This window comes from Pacificoceanicola algae (assembly GCF_049341065.1).
In the GTDB taxonomy this organism is placed as follows: Bacteria; Pseudomonadota; Alphaproteobacteria; order Rhodobacterales; family Rhodobacteraceae; genus Pacificoceanicola.
Genome location: NZ_JBMPIX010000012.1, coordinates 48,252 through 67,029, shown reverse-complemented (window position 1 = coordinate 67,029; position 18,778 = coordinate 48,252). Strand labels below are relative to the sequence as shown.

Annotated in this window: 9 protein-coding genes; 1 reads left to right on the top strand and 8 read right to left on the bottom strand. The window is 61.5% G+C overall.

Translation table 11 applies throughout. The features are described 5' to 3' along the window. Positions 1–5 precede the first annotated feature (5 nt). The 7 genes from ACOYQJ_RS16765 to ACOYQJ_RS16735 all read right to left on the bottom strand — a co-directional run bounded on the left by ACOYQJ_RS16765 (position 6) and on the right by ACOYQJ_RS16735 (position 17,080). Positions 6–1,589 (bottom strand): hypothetical protein, encoded by a 1,584-nt coding sequence (locus ACOYQJ_RS16765; RefSeq protein ID WP_422907198.1) that lies wholly within the window; start codon positions 1,587–1,589, stop codon positions 6–8. A gap of 30 nt (positions 1,590–1,619) precedes the next feature. Then, a complete protein-coding gene (locus tag ACOYQJ_RS16760; protein WP_422907197.1) occupies positions 1,620–11,159 on the bottom strand; it encodes a DUF6603 domain-containing protein in 9,540 nt (3,179 codons plus the stop codon). Between the two features lie 46 nt (positions 11,160–11,205). Further along, positions 11,206–12,279, bottom strand: a complete 1,074-nt coding sequence (locus ACOYQJ_RS16755) for a hypothetical protein (RefSeq protein ID WP_422907196.1) — start codon at positions 12,277–12,279, stop codon at positions 11,206–11,208. Between the two features lie 2 nt (positions 12,280–12,281). Next, positions 12,282–14,858, bottom strand: coding sequence for a lipase family protein (locus ACOYQJ_RS16750; protein WP_422907195.1), 2,577 nt, complete (start codon positions 14,856–14,858; stop codon positions 12,282–12,284). Positions 14,859–14,992: 134 nt separating this feature from the next. Next, positions 14,993–15,727: a hypothetical protein gene (locus tag ACOYQJ_RS16745; RefSeq protein ID WP_422907194.1), complete on the bottom strand. Its 735-nt coding sequence runs from the start codon at positions 15,725–15,727 to the stop codon at positions 14,993–14,995. 42 nt (positions 15,728–15,769) lie between these two features. After that, complete coding sequence (locus ACOYQJ_RS16740) at positions 15,770–16,432, bottom strand: hypothetical protein (RefSeq protein WP_422907193.1); 663 nt, start codon at positions 16,430–16,432, stop codon at positions 15,770–15,772. A 9-nt stretch (positions 16,433–16,441) separates the two neighbouring features. Continuing rightward, on the bottom strand, positions 16,442–17,080 hold the full coding sequence (locus tag ACOYQJ_RS16735) for a hypothetical protein (RefSeq protein ID WP_422907192.1): 639 nt from the start codon (positions 17,078–17,080) through the stop codon (positions 16,442–16,444). A 398-nt stretch (positions 17,081–17,478) separates the two neighbouring features. On the opposite strand from ACOYQJ_RS16735, the gene ACOYQJ_RS16730 reads away from it, so the two are divergent. Continuing rightward, complete coding sequence (locus ACOYQJ_RS16730; protein WP_422907191.1) at positions 17,479–18,252, top strand: aspartyl/asparaginyl beta-hydroxylase domain-containing protein; 774 nt, start codon at positions 17,479–17,481, stop codon at positions 18,250–18,252. A gap of 53 nt (positions 18,253–18,305) precedes the next feature. Here the strand turns inward: ACOYQJ_RS16730 and ACOYQJ_RS16725 are convergent, their stop codons facing one another. Then, the gene (locus ACOYQJ_RS16725; RefSeq protein WP_422907190.1) at positions 18,306–18,590 is read right to left on the bottom strand and encodes a hypothetical protein; all 285 of its coding nucleotides are present in this window, start codon (positions 18,588–18,590) and stop codon (positions 18,306–18,308) included. Between the last annotated feature and the right edge of the window lie 188 nt (positions 18,591–18,778).

Sequence of the window (18,778 nt, the reverse complement as noted above, 5' to 3'; positions counted from 1 at the left end):
CGCAATCACTCCTGCATTTCGGTGGGGGCAAAGACCTGATCCAGCAGGTCTTCCAGTGCGTCGGTGCCTTGCGGAACAAAAGCCTGCGGTGCGACCTTCAAAATCGGGGTCGAACCGGCGTGACTGGGCACCCGATCTTCGCGGCGCTCGCGTCTGGCGATGCCCGCCGCCGGGGTCTTGGGCTGCGCCCCGCCGCCTGCAAAGGCATTGCCAAGCGCCGTGGTCGCTGCGAAATGCGCCATCATCTGCGCGCGGCTTGCGGTCCCGATGTCATGGCTTTTGTAGGTTGGGGTCTCAGCCGCGGGCAGGGCCATGTTCAGCGCGTTCAGGTTGGCGGTTTGCTTGGAGGTGGCGTGCATCGCCTTGCGCCATTCGAACAACTGCCGGGCAAATGTGCTGTCGGACAGCCCCAGCAGGCGCCCGATTTGCCAAGCCGCCGCCTGAGACAGATCGAACAGCGCGGTCTTTGGGTCATAGCGGATGGCCAGATCGCCGTATTGAAATGCCCCCAGCCCGTCGTTCTTGGTTGGCACCGCAGACAGCGGGCCGCGATACCAGGCGGTGGCCTCTTCGCCTGCGCGCATCCGGTAGGTCAGCGGGGCATAGCCCATGGCAAGCGCTGCGGCGGCGGCTTTGGAATTGTCATCAGAATTGTCATCGCAGGCGTCAATCGGCTTGTGCGGCAGGCCGATCAGGTGATCTCCGCCGCGATGGGGTAATTCCTGCATGATCTCGATGAAATCGCCAGAGGCCTTCAGGGCTTGCACTTTCCACCACGCAAGCGAGGCAAATCGGAAGGTGGTTACCCGGGCCGGGATGGCGTGGCCGGGCAGATGGTCCTGATGGCCCTCAAGCGAGATCAAAAAGACGTAGTTCACCACGTCGCTGTCTTTTGAGGTCTGGATGATGCGGTTGCCCACCACGATCGAAAAACTGCCGTCTTCGTCGAGCCCAAGGATCTCTTTGTTGTCCGTGTTGACGTCCCGCACATGGGCCAGCCAGATCAGATCCTCTTGCGTTGGCGCCACTGCCTGAAACAGCTTCGCGTCCAGATCGAGATAGAGCATGGGCGTCTTTTTCTCGTCTGCATTCAGGTTCAGATCGGGGCCGGCAATGGTGGTGTCAGCCGTTTGGACAAGGTCGGCCGCGGTGCCCGTCACCACCGGCGAGGGCGCAGAAATCTCGGCGGCCTTGCCGCCCAACTCTGCGGCGGTCACGCTGATCAAAGCCATCCACGGAGTCGAGACCTTTCCCGGCGGCACCGGCTTGCCATCAAGCGTGCGCATCCACGGCAAGATCCGCCGTCGCAGCACGATATTGGGCATGTAGTTTTCCCAATCGCCCGCCTGATTGGCGGGGGGCATCACCATCTGCACATCCGACGGTGCCAGCGCAAAGCGCGGACCATCGACAGTAAAGGCCTGCTTGGCCTGATAGACGGGTTTGTCGTCGTCGTGTTGCAGTACGACCTTTTGCGTGCCCGACAGTTGATAGTTTCCCGCGATCAGCGGCGGCAGGGCGGCCTGACTAAAGCGGATTTCGCCGGGATTGATCTCGTCTCCGGTGGCAAGTGCGATCTGATCAGCCATGACATGCCCTTATTGTTGCGATTGTCTGTGTCATCCCCGGAACACCCGAAGCCTTGTCGCTTTGCGTGCCGCGCTGGGCGCCGCGCGCGCCGCAAGCCGCTGCTCAAGCGAGGGCACTGGACGGGCCAGCGACTTCAGCGCGTGACCTTGCCAGCGCTCAAGCACGAGGGCGGGATCGTCCTGCCAGCCGTAGACTCCAGCCAGCCCTTCGACCCTCGACACCAGCACCGCGTGGCGGCCCTTGCGGTCGGTGGTGACGCCCGCCGCATCGAACAGCAGCGCAGTGCCATCATCGGTATCGAACATTTCAATCGCAGCGGCGGCACCGTCATAGGCCACATGCCAGGGCGAGTTCGTTCCCGCCAGTTTGACCCGCGCGCTGTAAGGATCTGCGCCGGGTTGCAGAACCACGGCCACTGTACGCACCGCCGCGCCAAAGATCGTCTCGACCCAGCCGGCGCGGGTTTCATCAACGCCGTACTGTATCTGATTGCTCTCGATCAGATCATGGCCGCTGATGGCGCCGCGCCGTTGTTCGCGCCGGTTGCGGTGCAGGCGCGGGCTGTTCTGAGGCCGTACGGTGCAGCCATCGCCCAACATGGTGTGATGGCTGACCTGAAACAACGTGCTGCGCAGGTTCCAGCCTTCGGGCGCGCCCGGGTCGTGATCGCCCAGACCCAGACAGGCCACTTGCACGGCCTCTTGCGGCAGGGCGATTGGCCCGGATGCATCGGGCAGCACCTCGTCCGACAGAATGCGGCCTGAACTGTCAAAGGCATAGACCTTGACCGGCACCGCGCCGTCGGTCTGGATCATCGGGGCGCCCGCACTTGTGCCCAGATCGAGCACCGCGAGCGTACCATGGCGCAGGTCGGTTTGCAGGCTGTTGTCATCATGCAGGGCGCGCAATTGGGCGTTCTGGGCGGTGTGGTCGACGTCGCTCCATCTGGCGACAACCTTGGGGCTGGGCAATAGGATCGAACGGGCCTGAGTGTCCTGCGCCTGATCGCCGGGCAAGGCAAAGCTTTGCGCGCCGCCCAGAAAGCGGGGCGGTATGTCCGGCTCGATCTGCGCGGCTGCGGCAAGTGGCGCGGCTTTGAGTTCGACCAGCGGATGCGAGACGCCTGCCTGATCAAAGCCCAGCTCTGCCAGATGCGGCGGGGCCTGGAACAGATCATCGGCAAAGCGCGCCAGAACGCTCAGGTTCTGATCCACAATGGCGGCGACCTGATGGTCAACGAGCACCTGCATGATCGCCGCCCGCCGCGAGGCCGGAGAGGACGGGGTCGTGTCGTCCATTACCGAGCTCATCAAGGTGGCGAAACGATTTTCCTGGCCCGGCAGATCCGGGATGCGGCAACTGGGCGTCGCGTCAAAGGGCAGGGGCAGGGCAGCGGCGCTTTCGTGGCCAAAGGATTTCGCCAGATCCATGGTTTTCAGCGTGTCGACAAGCTGATCTCCGGTGGTGCTGATCGACAGGCCGAATTGCGCCCCGTCGATCATCGTAGCGGAGGGTTCCCCCTTGGCTTCAAATACTTTGGTTGACCAGATCGCATCCGGCGCGCCGCCGGACAGCCCCGCAAGCACAATCCCGGTCCTGTCGAGATTGTACTCGCTCCAGCTGTTGGTTTCTTCGCTCCAAAGCTGCAGCGTCGCGGTGATGTCGGTGGTCACGTCGGTCTGGCCCATTGGCTGGATGCCAAGGGCCGGGCTGGTCACTTTGAAGGTTGAATTAGACGCCTCGACGGTCGAACCGGGCATGACCGAGCGCACTTCGATCGAGAAGGGCATGGGGTGGACGACAGCACCATCGCCAGTGTCATCCTTGAGCAACCCGTTGGTGATCTGCACCTTCATAACCACTTGGTCATAGCCGGGCTTGGGCGGTGCTTCCGAGCCTTCTTCAACAGCCAACAGAACGATGTCGTTGTCGCCACCGCCCTTTTTCGCATCGGGCTGCGGCAGCATACGCTGTTCAAATGTGCCCCAGGACAGTTTCGGTTTGCTTTTCGTGCCGTCATCCTGCGCACCGAAGGGGATGTCAAAAGAGATGACGAACCAGCTGACATGCGCGATGCCGGCCGTGGGCGGCCCCCAGATCTCCAGCCGGGCGCCGAGTTCGGCGGTCAGGCAGATGTCGACCCCGGCGATGGTGACGCCCAGCGAGGCGCCGACCGTGATGTGCACTTCGATGTTGTAGTAGAAGGGCTGCCACGAGATCAGGAAATCTGCGCCCGCATCGAACCATGCTTTCAGCGGCCCGGCGCTGAACAGCGCCTTGAGATAGCCGCCCGCCATGATCATCGAGGGGGTCAGGGCAAAGTAGGTTCCGCCGCCAATGCTCAGCTTGACGCTGGAGGTGTCGATCACCGGCCAGTCAAACCCGAGCCGGGGCACGTTGGGGTAGAAGTCCGGCGGCTTGAACGCCGGGTGATAGCCGCCCAGTGTGATGACAAAATTGCCTGCCTTGGGGTTGGGCCCGAACCAGAACTTGGCCGCGAATCCGCCCGTCAGCTTGCAGGCCTTGACCAGCAGGAAGGAATTCGGCGTCAGCTGGGCTGTCACCGAAATCTCGCCCTCGGTGAATTTGAACGAGGCGACGATCCCCAGTTCGATGTAGGCCAACGCATCGGCGGGCGGGATTTCCGGTGGCAGGCTGGCGCTGGCGATGCCGATCACGTCAATCTCGAACTCACGGCCGAATTTGACCAGCAGCATGGCAAAGACATCGACAAGCTCGAAGCTGGAGAACTTGATGCCCACCGCCGCCCAATAGGACCCGATTTCCGGGTAGACCGTGTCGGATAGCGTTGCGAGCGCGCTTTTCGGCGTCGGATCATCGCCAAAGGTCGCCGGAAAAATCGCCCCTTGGATCAGCGGAAAGCCCATGATGTCGCCGGCGTCCGGCACCGTGATATTGCGGTTGATCGAGAACCCGCCCGCGATGCCGTTGACGAAAAACGCCGGCACGCCGCCAAGCGGGGCGTTGAGGTTAAGGAATACGAAGAACGATATCGCCTGACCTTTAGACGGGTCGTTCGGATCGTTCGGGATCATCGTGAATGATCCCACAGCGTAGATCGTGAAACTGGCGACCTTGACCAGCAACTGGCCGTCATAACGCAGCGGGTCTTCGTTCTTGAGCAGGCCGCCGTCGATCGAGACCGAACCGCCCTTGAAGCTGACGGCAAGCCCGCCAAGATCCATTTCATAGGCCGAATAATCGGTGATCCGGGTTACATCCACACTGACCGCAAGATCGATCAGATCAACCTTGAGCCCGGCAAGGTTCAGGCTGCCGTCAAACAGGACGCTGGCAAAATGCGTTGGGTTGTCCCAGCCAAAGCCGATCTTGTTCGCGGTGACCGGTCCAAAGGAACGCTGCACCGGTATCCAGATCTTGGTCTGGCTGGCGCCGCTTGAATCGTAAAGCTCGACCCCAAGGTTATGGCCTTTGATATAGCCCGCGCGGGCGGAAAAACCGGGGTTGGTCGGTGGATTTTCCTGTTTCGCGTCGTCGCCCGATCCCAGCAGGTTCTGCGCCACGGCATTGCCGTTCTTTTTCGCCGGAACCAGCGTGTTCGGCGCCAGAGAGATGGCAATGTCTTCGAAATCCAGTCCGCCGCCATAGCTGCCGACAAAACTGGTCTTGGCGAAATCGAACGAGATCAACCCGCGCGGTTTGATCTTGCCCAGTTGGAAGCGGGTGAGATCAATCAGCGGCTGGCCGGTCTTGCCTTGGAAATCCACGCCGACATTGATCAGCCGCAGCTTGATCTTGGCGAAGTCAGGGATCAGGTCATCCAGCGGCACATAGGCCGCGATGCCAGATTGAAACTCTTCCGGTTTGGCACCGGTCAGGGCAATCCATTTGGTATCTTCTGCACCAATCTGGAAGACGAAATTCGGCGCAGCCTTGAGCGACAGATCGGTGATCGAAAAGCGCATGCCAAAGGCCGACTTGTCGTTCGGGTCAGGCTCCAGCCAGATGCCGCCGCCTTTGGCAAATTCGAGGATCTGGATCTGGGTCTGTGTCAGCGCCTTGACGAAACCGCCAAGGAATTTCTTCGGACCCAGTTCCAGCAGCCTGTCGAGATCGTTCAGGATATAAGTCGGACCGCTTTTCACCAAAAGCTGCGTTTCCACCAGCACGTCGCCGGGCTTCAGCGCGACCTTTTCGGTCAGTGGCGCATCGAGCCAGCTTTCAACGGCCTTGGTGTTCAGCACCACGATCGACACATAGCGCGGCAGCACGTATTTCAGCACGTCCAGCAGCCATGTCTCGAGTGCGGCCGTGAGGTTTTTCTCGTAGTCCTTGTCGTGCGTGACCCCAAAGAGCATGGGCAGCAGTTCGACCTTGAGCTTGCCGGGTTGGCCCCGCGTCATCATCGGATCGATCAGGGCCGAGATCTTGCCGCCACTGCCGCTGTCAAAACTGACGCTCAGGCCGGGGCCTTCGTCGAGCGCCACCACCGCCTGCGTCGTCAGGCCAAAGGTGACAACCGGAGTGGGGTCGCCCTGTACCGGGATGCCCACGCCGGTGGGCGCGATGCCAATCACGACATGATCTCCGGCGACCTTGGCGGCGAGGCTGGCCCAGATGCCGATCTGCTGTGCGCCGCTTTCGCCCTTAAGGCCCGCCATGATGGTAACCGGAACCTTGTCGGACGGCGCATAAGACAGCAGCCCGCCCTGTGCGGTGACCCCCTTGAGCGCAAGGCTGATCAGGTCAGCTGCGGCAGCGGCCGTGGCGGCAGCATGTTCGGGCGTGAGGCGGTCTTTGAGCCAATCAAAAGCGGCGGTTTCAAGCTTGCCGGTGTCCGGCTGCGCCGCGATCAGCGCCGAGACCAACTGATCGATCTGCAACGAACTGGCCGTGGTGCGCATCTTGTCGACAAAATCCGCAAGCTTGTCGTCGCCCTTGGCTTTTAGCCCGGTCAACAGCTCGTCCGTCAGGGTGCCGAGCAACTTTTGCGCCGCTTCTGCGCCAACTGTCAGGGCAAAGGTCTGCCAACTGCCAAAGGGGATCAGGTCAAGGGTCGGCTTGCCATCGCCAACCTGACCGATGGTCAGATCAAAGCCCTTGTCAAAGCCGCCTTTCAGGAACAGGCCGCCGTCCAGTCCGGGAATTTGTGCAGTGATCCGGCCCGCACCCATCAGCCCGGGCTGGAAATCAGAGGTCAGCGTCAGGCCAAAGCCCAGATCGTCAAGCGAGACTTTCCCACCGCCAACCGAAATCTTCTCAGTCAGCCCGGGTGTCAGCGAAAACAGCCCGGTTGAGGTGCTGGCGCTTGCTTGCAGTTGCAGCCCATAGGGCAGGCCGGTCAGCACCACGCCGTCGCTGGCCTTTGCCAGCATCAACCCGGCGGCCGCGCCTTCGGGCAGGGTGGTCAGAGCCTTGTTCAAGGTCTTGATGTTCAACCGGCCGCCGTCGCCAACCACGGCGTCGGACAACAGCCATCCAAGCGGATCTTCGAAAAGCCCAAGGGTGGATTTCATCACCCATTTGCCGCTGCCTGCGGGCATCTCATCGGCCAGACCGAAAAGGGTAAACAGGCTTTGGGCCAGTGGGTATTGGTCAAGCAGACGATCCTGCACCACCTCGGCCACGAAGATCGACAGCACATAGGCAGGGGCCAGCGCAGCCAGTTCATCGACAAAAGCGTTCTGATCAAAGGGGTAAAGCGTCAGCGCAGAAGGCTGCGGCTGATTGCCATCGCCCCAGACCAGCGCGGTGGTCACGCTTGGGGCACCGCCGACGCTGTAGTTTAGCCCTGTGACAAGGCTGAAACCGACCTCGGGAATGAACAGATCCAGCGACAGCGCCATCTCTCCGGACATCAGGTCGATCGTGTACGTCGCTGAGGGATCGGCAAATTCGCCAAAGGGAAGGCCGCCACGCGGCAGCGACAGGTTGATAGTGCGCCCGTTGGCCGTGTCGATCTGAAGCGGGCCAAGATTGAAGCTGCCTGAGCCTTTGCCCATGGTGGCAATGACCGCCGAACGTGTGGCGGGCGTGCTGACCAATTGGGTGACGCGCGCGGCAAGCTCGCCTGCGGGATTGCGCAGCACGGCGATGAGGGCCATCGGGTTCGGCGCAAAGCCATGCGCCTCGTCCTGCAAGATGCCCAGCCCGGAGAGCAGCGCCAAGAGCGGTTGCGGAACAGGTTCGGAGAATTCGAACCCCAGCGTCGCCCGGATCGCCCTGAACAGGTCGGCCTGCGTCGCGGGGTTGGCCAGTGCGGAGATCAAGGCGTTGGACATGAAGCCCAGCGGATTGGCGGTCAACGCCCGCCATCCGGCGGAGTCGATCCCGTAAGCGGTGCCTGCCTTGGCCGATGGCTGGGCAAGGCCAAGGTTCTGGAACTGCGGTACGGCAAGGCCAAGACCGGTCAAAACCTTGTAGATCAGATCAAAATCGGCATTCCCGGCGCAGGCTTGCCCTGCGGCATTGATACCGGCGTTGACCCACGCAAACAGATCGTTCTGCGAGGCAACGTCAAGCTCGGCGCTCAGCGCAAGGCCCTCGGCCCCGGTTTGCGAGGCAGCGATCACCGGGCTGACGGTAAAGGCAGGCTGGGCACCCGATAGATCAAGGCTCAGATCCAGACCAAGCGTGACGGTCTGAACTTCGATGCCGTCGACGGTGACCAGTGGGCCGGATTTGCCGCTTAGAACCGATCGGATGCTCAGCGCCGGAAGTCCGGCGGAGTTCAGCGGCAGGCCGGTGCTCCACCCAAGCGCCACCGGATCCAGTTGCACCGAAGTTTTGGCGGTGACAGCGCCAAGCGTGGCGTTTTGCTGAGTCGTCACGCCGGGGGCGACGAAGCTTTTGGCCTCGTCCTGCCACAGACTGCCCTGAACGCCGCCCGGCAGGCCCAAGGGCAGGACATAGGGGGCCTGCTGCGTGCCCGACCCGGCAATGGCTGCGGCCTTGGGGGCCTTGCCGTTGATGGCCCAGCCCAGCAGGCCAAGCGCGGCCCGGGCTTGATTTTCGCTGGCAAGAACCGCCTTGATCTGATCGCGCAATTGGCCAATCGGATTATAGAAACTGGTGGGTTTGAGGACAGGCATGCTGTCCGGCCAAGTGACCCCCTCGGGCGCGAAACTGCCGAGTTTCGGCAACAGGCCCAGCCATCCGGTCAGCGCCAGACCGCCCCGGTTTTCGGTCCGGTACAGGGCAACGCCAAGCATCGCCATCAGGATCGAGGCAAAGGTTTGCGCCTGCTCGGTCACCAGCTTTTCCAGACTGTCAACGTCCGAGTAGTTCATCGCGCCGCCAATCGGCTGCTCTACCCCGTCCAGCATCAGCACCGGCGCGGCCACGGCCATCGACCAACCCCACGAGGAATAGGGGCTCCACCCGACGCTGAGCGATCCGCTGGCGACCTTCAGCACCGCGCCGGCCACAGCAGGGGTTTTGACACCGTCGGGCAGGGTGCCGGTAAAGCTCACGCCGGGCAGGATTTGCGCGCCCGTCAGCCCCGAGCCTGCCATCGCACCGGCATCCAGCCCCAGCATATCCAGATCAAACGCCAGATTGAGCGAACTGCCCGCAACCGGCACCGAGGTCTGCGCTCCGATCCCCAGAACCAGCCGCTTTGTGCCACTGGTCCCTGTGTCCGTGACATAGGCCTGCAAGGCAGCACTGCCCGTCCCGCTGCTGAGCGGCACCGACCACGGCGCGGCTTTGCTGCCGGTCCCGGATACAGCGCCAGCGCCGTCCTGTTGCAGCACATGTCCCAAAGCCTGCACCATGAAATAAAACGGCGGCTGGCCCCCGACAGGCGTGGTGGTGCGGATCAGATCCCCCCAGTAGGCGCCTAGCGCATCAACCGGGTTCTGAATGGAATTCACGATGCCTTTTGCGCCGAATGGTGGGGTCAAAGGCCAGTCGTCCTGCCGGCCATCCGGGGCCGTGACACCGATGAGCGCAGCCAAAGAGGTGCCGACCTTGCTGTCCTTGCCCAGCCCGAAAAGATCATTGAAGACGGCGTTGATGGCGGCGGTCAGCTCGGCTTCGACGGCGTCAACCAATTGATCTGGCTGGGTCAGGTCGATGGAAGGGTACTTGCCCGTGGGCGTTGTCACACTGACCAGCGCACAGGCGGGCAGAACCGTCACGCCTGCAGAACCAAAGGCCACCGAAAGCCCCATGGTGAGCGCACCAAAGCTATAGGCGTTGCCGCTCACATCGCCCGAGAAAAGCGGTTGCCCCGCTGTCTTGTTGCCCAGCGTCAGACCGGCGTGGAACTGCCCCGGCGCAAGCGGGGTGCCGCCGCTGCACAGCGCAAAGTCGAGGAACTCCATCGCTGCGCTGCCCGTCAGCGCGACATCGCTGCCGCCCAGAACGGCGGGGTCCGATGCAAAAGCCAGACCGGGGTAGAAGTGCCGCACGCCCTGCGTGTCTGTGGCGCTGGCGGCGGTCAATTCCAGCTTGCCGATACTGGCGACTTCAAAGACCGCAACCGCATAGGGATCTTCGCGGCTGCCGGTGCCCTCCAACTTGGCGGCAATCCCGGTGACCCCGCCAATCGCGCCGCTCACGGCTTGCATCCACGCCGATAGCAGCTTGGGATCGCCCGCCAGCGCGGTAAACCAGTTCAGGAAGGGCTGGGCGAGGTTGCCGCCGCTGATGGCATGTTCGACAAACTGGTCCCAGCGCAGGATCGGCAGAGAAACCCCGGTCACCCCCGGCACAGTCGGGCCAAGCCCAAGCGCGGGCAGCAGATAGGGCAGCGAGGGCTGATCCCCCACCAGTTTGCCAAGCGCCGCAAGGGCCAGCGCCGCGGCGGTCGCCAGGATCTCGGCGCCGCTGATCGCCTCAAGATCGGCAAGTGTTCGGTCGCTGGGCGCGGCGTCGGTAGGCAGCTTGAGTTGCAGAACCACGAGGGACACCGAGACAGGTGGCGTGGCAAGAGGCGAGAGGTTGACTGAAATGCGCACCCCGTCGAACTGAAACCCCGCGACCGAGACCAGCGGGCTATTGCCGCTGCCGACAACCTCGAAGCCGACGGTGAAGGGGTGCTGTTCACTGCCCGCCACAACCTTGACCTTGCCATCGCCCAACAGCACGATCGGGATCAGGCCCCAAACCTTGATATCGATGCCGTCGGGGCCGGTGGCAGCCAGATCAAGATCTGCCTTTTCCTCTTTGGAGAGGACGACGCTTTTGGTGTACATCACACCGATGCCAAAAACCGTCGGCGGCTCACCCTTGCCGCTGAGTTCTTCCTTGGTGGGCTGCGTCGCCAGATACAGGCCGCTTGGCTCGGACGTGCCGGGCTTGTTGATCGGATACCATGTGCCCAGATCACCCGGTTCCTTGACCGGGATACCAAGCGAGCTGCCGGACAGATCGCCGATCAGCCCGGCAATCAGCGTGGCAAGGGTTTCGGGGTTGTTACCAAGGCCCTCACCGGTTTTGCCAACCGGATCGGTGAACCAGTCCGGGTCGATCTCGTAAACGCCATCCTGACCCGCGACCGGGCGGAGCAGGCCGCAGGCGATGCCAAGCTGGATGATCTGGGTGTCAGTCTCGGTGGCGGAAATCGTAATGGGGCTGGTCATGGCGAAATCACCTTCAAGGCTGCGTTTCGGGCGGCAAGGCGCAAGATCATGGCGTTTCGCCCCACTTGTTGACCCAGCGGATTTGCGGCGGGCGGCCAGTCGGTCCGGTATCGCCGGTGCGGCCATTGCGTCCGGGTCGGCCATCAGGGTTGCCCAATCCGCCGAGCCCAGCTGCTGCGCCGGGGCCACCTGCGCCTCCCATCCCGTGCGAGATGTCGAAAATCACGTCGCTGTCGGGCTGGCGGTTGCGGAAATCCAGCCGAAGCTGACCTGCGTTGCCGCCAGCCCCGCCCATCCCGCCATCGCCGCCATTGCCGCCTGCGCCACCTTCGCCGATCTTGAAAAAGGAGATGCTGGCACCGCGCCCGCCGCGCCCACCGGGTTGGCCCGGACCACCGGCCCCGCCGCGCCCGGGGCGAACCGTCACGCGTCCGTGGCCTGTCATGGTATGCACCGCCACGGCACAATCGCCCAAGGGCGCAGCATCACGTCCCGTGCCACCGTTTGCGCCCGCCGAGGCATTGCCGCCGTTTGAATGATCCCGGTCGCCCATAGCGCCATCCTGACCGGCGTTGCCAACTTGTCCGACCCCGCCGTCTTCGCTGGTCAACAGCAGTTCAGGCTGATCCTCTCCGGGCTGGGGCGCGCCGACCCATTGCCCGACGCAAAGCGTAATATTGCCTCCGTTGAGCAGGACCTTGGCCCCGGCCAACATCGTCAGCTTGTGCACATAGACCTCAACCGGGTCTTCAAAGGGGGTTTCCAGCTCAAGTGTTGCGCCCTCGCGCAGCACGATGTGATCGTAGGCATAGCGCACGCGCAGGTGTTTCCACGTCTCGGCCGGGTCGTGGAACGACCTGTCGATGATCCATGACAGGCGCAATTGGCTGCCGTGACGCTTGGAATCGAGCCATCGTCCGCGGATTTCTTCGGGATTGATGCCGATGAAATCCAGCACACGGTCCATATGAGCGCATGCGTCGGTCGGCATCTCAAGGTGGCCGCTGCTTTGCGGGCCGGAATAGCGCGGCAGGGGGGGATCGAAGGGATCGCAGCTTTGGTCGCGCTTGGTTCTTGGCCATGCTGACCTGATCCGCCGTTGTGTCCCGCCCTCTGCCATGATCAATCGTCCGAGATTTGCAGCAAGGTCACGGTGGCGGATGGTCCGTTGATCCCAATATGTCCGGGGGTTCCATCGCGTCCGTTCGGGGATGCCTTTCCGGTGATCACCGATTTGCCCCCAGCTCCACCGGTGCCAAACGGATTCGGATCGCCGCCGCGCCCGCCGAGCAATTTCAGCGTAAAGTTGGTCCCCGGCGCTTTGGTGTGGTAATAGACCATGATTTTCGGCGCCGGGGATGCACCCGGACCACCGTTTCCGGCATTTCCGCCACGGCCACCGCTGCCGCCGACGGTGCCATCGCCACCCGGGCCGCCATTGCCACCTTTGCCACCCCGGCCGCCATTGCCACTAAGGTATTCGATCGTGAGGTCCGAGGTGATGTCGTTCAATCTGAGCACAAGGTTGGCAGGGCAAGTGCCGTCGGTTCCATCGGTCCCGTTCCCTCCGTCTCTGCCGTTCTCTCCGGCAGCGCCCGGCACGCCGTTGGCGCCGATCGAGCCATCGTGGCCATTGGTTCCGTCTGCGCCGTCCGTGCCTATGACAGAAATCTCCGGCGGGTTGCTGCCATCCGTCGTCAGGCTGTTGGTGGTAATGATCGCATCGGTCGAGATCGCCATCATGCCGCCCTTTTCGATATGGATATTGTCGGCCATGATCTGCACTGGACGGCCATCGGGGCTGTTGATCAGCAGATTTTGCCCAGCCCGAACCGTGATGGTTTGCGCGGCATAGGTGGTCACGCCAGAGGCAAAGACCTGCGCCGCTGGGTGGCTGGATTTGGCCGGGTCCGAGGACAGGCTCAGCCAGCCGTTGTGATCTGCGGTGTCCATATACGTTTCGGTCAGATGCGCCGGGTCCACGCCGTGAAATCTCGCGACTTTGGCCAACATGCCTTTGAGGGGCGCCGTGCTGGCGCTGGGCTTGATCTGTGTCGGTGCGGGCATCAAACCAAGCGCGATGGCGTTCGGTGCAAAATCTGCGGTCGCGTGGGGTTTGGACCGCAGCGCCATGGCACGCGGATCCATAAGAGCATGGTAGAGCGCCAAGGTATGCCCGGTCGTGCTGTTGGCGGCTGTCGATGTGCCACCGGACAAGGAGACCTGTTCAGGTGGTGGTGCAAGCAGCTTGCGGCCGCTGGACTGGGCAATCACATCCACGGGCCGGGTGATCTGATAGCACATGCCCGGCAAGTCTGCTGCCAGCGTCGCGGCAAAGGTGTAGTCGCAAAACCTATTGGTTCCGATACCGTAGATCGCCGTGGTGGCCGGGGTGCCTGTCGCCGGTGTAGTTTTTTGCGTAAGGCCGACCATGGTGGCCAGCGAACCGCCAAAGTCATGGCCAGTAAAATAAAGCGCGCTTTGGGCAACATTCGGCACGCTTGCCAGTGCTGACGTCACAGCGCCCAGCAGGTCCGGATAGACATCCGCCAGCCCGGTCAGAACAAAACCCAGGCCATCTCCGGGGAAGGGGGTGGTTTCGCCTTGGGCATTCAGGGCCAGCCATTCGACCCACGAACAAGGGCCGCGCAGGGCGACAACTGTCTTGCCAAGTGAGGTAAAGATCGTTCCCCACAGAACTCCACCAAGGTTGATATCGGCGGCAAGGTTATAGCCGCCGGGCAGGGCGGGGCTGACACCAAGGTTGGGGTGCTGAAAGCGGGCATAGGCAATCAGCGCCAAGGTCGAAAGGGTATAGGCCAGATCCGCGTCAAACCCGGCGGGCTGCGTCGGGAAATAGCCGCCTTCCGTCAAGTCCGGTTGCGCCGCGCCATAGGCTGTCTGGTAAAACGCCGGGGTTCGTTCAAGCCATGGCGTGTCGGTTGCGGGAACCTTGGCCGAAATCTTTTGCGGAGCCCCGGAAGGCACCCAGTCCGGCGGTGCGCCCACCTTTGACGGGTAAAAGTCCAGACCGTCCAGATTTACGACAAAGGAGGCCGGAACCACATTGTTCAGTCCAGCGTTGTAGTTGGCATTGCCATAACTCGCGGCGGAAAACGCATAGCTGGCCACCGAGGTCACCTTGGACTTGGCGCCGTCGGGCCCGTTGGGGTTGTCTTGACCCGGGCGCAGTTCGGCGGCGACCATCTGCGCGATGGGGGCCGAAGGGCCCATTCCCACCACAAGAAGTGGATACGACGCGCCAAAGCCCGGAACGAAGTCCAATTTTTCAAGCGCGGTCCAGATCTTGCTGCGGAGGTTGCCGAACATGACCTGATAGCCAAGCGCCATCTGTGCCATCGGCGCGCCGCTGATCAATTGCGAAGGCAGCGCCAATGAAGGAGGCGGCGTCAGCACGCTGGTCAGATAGCTTTGCAGAAAAAACGTATTGAAGTTTGGCCAGTTGACCGAGATTGCCAGGACGGCAACCGGATCGGCGATACCGGCCACGGTTCCATAAGCCAGAACCCCCTGACCGCCGCCGGTCGTCAGACCGGGGCTTTGGAAGACCGTAGCGATATTTAGTCTGGTCGGAGATTTGTTGGGCAAGCGGACATTCTGAAGATCTCCGCCAGCGACATCGATCAAGTCAAGCAAGGCCGAGGCGGTTTCTTTCGCATAGGTGGTGACAGTGCCCATGGCATAAAGCTTTCGATTGAAATGCGTGCAGGATCTTGATCACCTGCCAAGCCCGAGCGCCGAAATCGGAACGCCAAAAAGGGCGAAAAACGGCCCCCGCGCCCGGCAACTGTGACGGGCGCGGGGGCACCGATCTAATCGGTGAGCTGTTTGTAGACCGGGGTGCCGTTCTTCCCGGTCTGGCCGTTCTGGCCGGGATGAGAAGGGCCGCCGTTGGCACCTTGGGGGCCATAGGTCGGGTCTGTACCCTTTGGCACTTCGTTCGCGCCACCTTTGCCGCCAGCTCCTGGATCTCCTGACTTGCCGCCAGCACCTGCAGCCCCGCCCGGAGATTGAATGACGACATTGCCCGGGGCGGCCGAGTAATAGCCGATCGTCACATCACCGCCATTGCCGCCGTTCCCGGCATCGCCGCCGGCGCCGCCATTTCCACCGTAGCCGCCAAGGCCGCCCACGGACATGTCGCACTTGGGCACCTTGTCAACGTTGTCGATGCATTCGGGCGCATTGGTGCCGCCATTCCCGCCGGTTCCGCCAATGCCACCAGCACCGCCTTTGCCGCCTTCACCGCCCGCGCCGCCTTGGGACCAAATCAACAAGGATCCCGTGAGCGTGTGATATTTCAGGGTGAAGGGCGGAGCCGAAGCGCCATTGCCACCATTGCCCCCGGTCCCGCCGCAGCCGCCGGGACCGCCTTCGTTGCCGTTGCCCGCGCAATCGCAGTCCAGCTTGTGCCACCATCCCTTGCTGGTCTGGCATCTTCCGGGCGTGCCATCGACGCCAAGCGCTCCGACGTTTCCAGCTTGTCCCGGCAGGCCCGGTGCGCCGTCCGCGGCAACGACCACTATCTGTGCATCACTTTGTTTCACATCTCTTCCTTCCGAAGTCGTCGTCTCGTCAGAGGTCTGCTGTCAGCTCAAATCTTGCTGCAACGTCACGGTGGGACCTTTGCCCGGGGGCGTGGATGGGCCAGTCTCGCCATTGGGGCCCGGACTGCCGCCGTTTCCGCCGGGACTGCCGCCGGCGCCTGCGCCACCACCCGCACCAAATTGCGAGGTATCCAGTTTGTAAGTCGTGCCGGGGGCGATGGTTTTGTAGAGAATGGTGATCTGGGTGCCAATCGGCGCCCCCGCGCCGCCGTTCTTGCCGACGCCCCCGTCGCCGCCTGGCCCAGTGGCGCCCGCGGCCATTTTCGCTCCGTATTTGCCCTGACAGCAGGACAGGACATCTACGCCCGGGCCTCCGGGTCCGCCCGGTCCGCCCTTGCCGCCATCACCGCCTTTGCCGCCATTGCCATTGACCACCGCGACAAGAAACTCACCCGAGATTTCTCCGACCTTAAAGGTCAGCGAGGCAGGGCAGGTGCCATCGCCACCGATTGAGCCATCACCGCCCTTGGGGCCGGGGCCGCCTGTGCCGCCCGGATGGGGGGCGACATTGCAATCCTTGTTGTTCTTGCCTCCGCACTGGCCTGCATAGGCCGGCGATCCCGTAGAGCCGACGTCGCTGTCGGTGCCGTCCGTTCCTGTGGTGCCATTGGTGCCAACGACGGATACATTTGGTACGATTGCCATGTCACACCCTCATTTCAAGATCATCTGGGCGGCTTCGAAGGTGACCGGTATCAAGATCTGGATCTGGCCTCCTTCTTCGACTGTGACGGTTCCAAAAATGGCCTTGCCACCCTGTACGTGGGGGCTGTCCTGACCGATGATCAGTGGATTGTCCTTGGTGACGGTTATGTCTTCGCCCGCCGTCACAAGAATCTGCATGGGGAATCTCAGGGCATTGATCACGGGCTCAAAGTCTTTGACCTTGGCGCTGTTGCCGTTCAAATAGGCCATCATCGCCTGATCGACGACGGCGTGATCGTCCGGATGCAGCAGGCTTTCAAGCGAACAACTGTCCAAACGAGCCCGTTCGATCGCCGCCCCGACATCGGTTTTCAGCGCGTCCTCCGGATAATCGACGTGTTTGTCTCCGGCACTTTCAAAGTGACTGTCCGCAATGCCGCCGATGGCTTTGAGCTCGGCGATGGAATTGACGTTTACCAGACGCGAATTCAAATTGTCCTGACCCGGATCGGAGGATATGACCATTGCCCCTTTATGGGATTGAGGGCCATAAGATTTCCCCTCGATGTCGCTAATATTCAGGCCGACAGTGCGGATGGCATTTGTGATGATTTTTTGATGATCTTCGGAATATGACTTAAGAGTCACGACGGAATTCTCCCTGATAAGGGCGCAATAAAAATTTATGCGCCGAAAGACACATGAAACAACCAGTTTGCCACTGGCTTTGTCAGTATGGATCACATCAGTGGGAGGGGGGTCGCAGAAAGCAAAAGGTCTTCAAACCATAAAAGGGCGCAACGAAATAATACAATGTCCCACGTGTTGATTTGTTTGTTGTCTATCGCTGTCAACGCGATTCTCATTGCAGGTTAACCCCAAGTCAATCACCTGTTAAGTCTCTTCATGCGTTAGAGGCGAAAAAAATTTATTGAACTATCTTTAAACGGGAAAAACCTGCATGCTGTGGTGGTTGTTTTTCGCTTGCCTGCTGAAGGCAAGCCTGCGCCGGCGGTTCCTTGATTGCGAAACTGAGAGAAAGCAGAATGTTGGCACTAAAAAAGTTCTACCGAGCTGGCCTGACCCCGACCCTGCGCCGGTGGCAAAAATCCCTTTCGCTTTACAACATGGCGGGGTGGCTCAACCCGATTTTTGATGTGTACACGGGAGGGGATGCGCGCCCCGTCTTTCACGATATTGATGCCACGCGGCCCGAGTTGCGGACGCTTGAAGCGGAGTTTGAGGTGATACAATCCGAGGCGCGCGCGGTCTTGGCCGCCTATGGGCGTCTGCCGTCTTATCATTCAATCGACACGGATGTCATCCGCACATCCGGGCGGACCCAGCGGGACAAGCGGTGGAGTGTTTTCATGCTGACCTGCTTTGGACGCACCCCGCTTGCCGCTCCGGCCCTGGCTCCGAAGACGCTTGAATTGGCCCGTCAGATTCCGGGAATTCATCAGGCGATGTTGTCCATTCTCGAGCCGGGAAAGAACATTGCGGCACACACCGGACCGTCGCGCGCCTATCTGCGCTATCACCTTGCCTTGATGGTTCCGGATGAAAACCCACCTCGCATCCGTCTGAAAGATAAGTATTACACTTGGGTTGAGGGCGAGAGCGTGCTGTTCGACGACTCGTGGGATCACGAGGTGATCAACGAGAGTTCGCAGATACGCGTAATCCTGATGGTCGACTTCCGCCGCCCGATGCCATTCCCATTGTCGGCGATTGCGCGTTTTATGGAGCTTGTGGCCCACTGGCGATATGCGCCGCGAGTTTTGAAGAGCATGGATGCACTGTTGCCGCCTCCGGCGTAGGGCCGCGCGCGTCACTGTCCAAAGGCGGTTATCCCGGCAGACCGACGCGAAACCTACTGAGGCATCACACCGTAAGTGGCGGGGGTTTGTCCTATGCCAAGAATGATCGGCGCTTGATGCCCGTCGTTGAGCCAGTAGATGTGATACGAGGCGCCGCCCGCCACACATTCTGCATAAATCGGAATGCCTTCCGGATAGCCGAACTCAAATGCCCAGCCTTCCAACTGACCATAGTGCCAGCCTTTCTCACCGGGGACAGCGCCGGGAAAATTCGCCAGGTTTACTGCTGCATTGACTTGCGCTTGTGTGACAGCGCTATCTTCGGTTGGGAGTGGCATAATGAGGTCCTTCCATCGTAAGTGGATCAAGCCTTGCTAACAGGGGTACACGTTATGCGTGTTGAATCAATGTTAAATGGAAATTGGGTCATGGAAATTAAGTTTTGAGAAAACTCCTAAGAAAGATCACCTTACCTATTTGGATGGCGTGACGCGGTTTTTGCGATCTTTCCCTAATAGTTTCGGCA

Excerpts from the sequence above, each read along its gene's own strand:
- ACOYQJ_RS16765 (WP_422907198.1), bottom strand. The coding sequence starts at position 1,589 with ATGGCTGATCAGATCGCACTTGCCACCGGAGACGAGATCAATCCCGGC.
- ACOYQJ_RS16760 (WP_422907197.1), bottom strand. The coding sequence starts at position 11,159 with ATGACCAGCCCCATTACGATTTCCGCCACCGAGACTGACACCCAGATC.
- ACOYQJ_RS16755 (WP_422907196.1), bottom strand. The coding sequence starts at position 12,279 with ATGGCAGAGGGCGGGACACAACGGCGGATCAGGTCAGCATGGCCAAGA.
- ACOYQJ_RS16750 (WP_422907195.1), bottom strand. The coding sequence starts at position 14,858 with ATGGGCACTGTCACCACCTATGCGAAAGAAACCGCCTCGGCCTTGCTT.
- ACOYQJ_RS16740 (WP_422907193.1), bottom strand. The coding sequence starts at position 16,432 with ATGGCAATCGTACCAAATGTATCCGTCGTTGGCACCAATGGCACCACA.
- ACOYQJ_RS16730 (WP_422907191.1), top strand. The coding sequence starts at position 17,479 with ATGTTGGCACTAAAAAAGTTCTACCGAGCTGGCCTGACCCCGACCCTG.
- ACOYQJ_RS16725 (WP_422907190.1), bottom strand. The coding sequence starts at position 18,590 with ATGCCACTCCCAACCGAAGATAGCGCTGTCACACAAGCGCAAGTCAAT.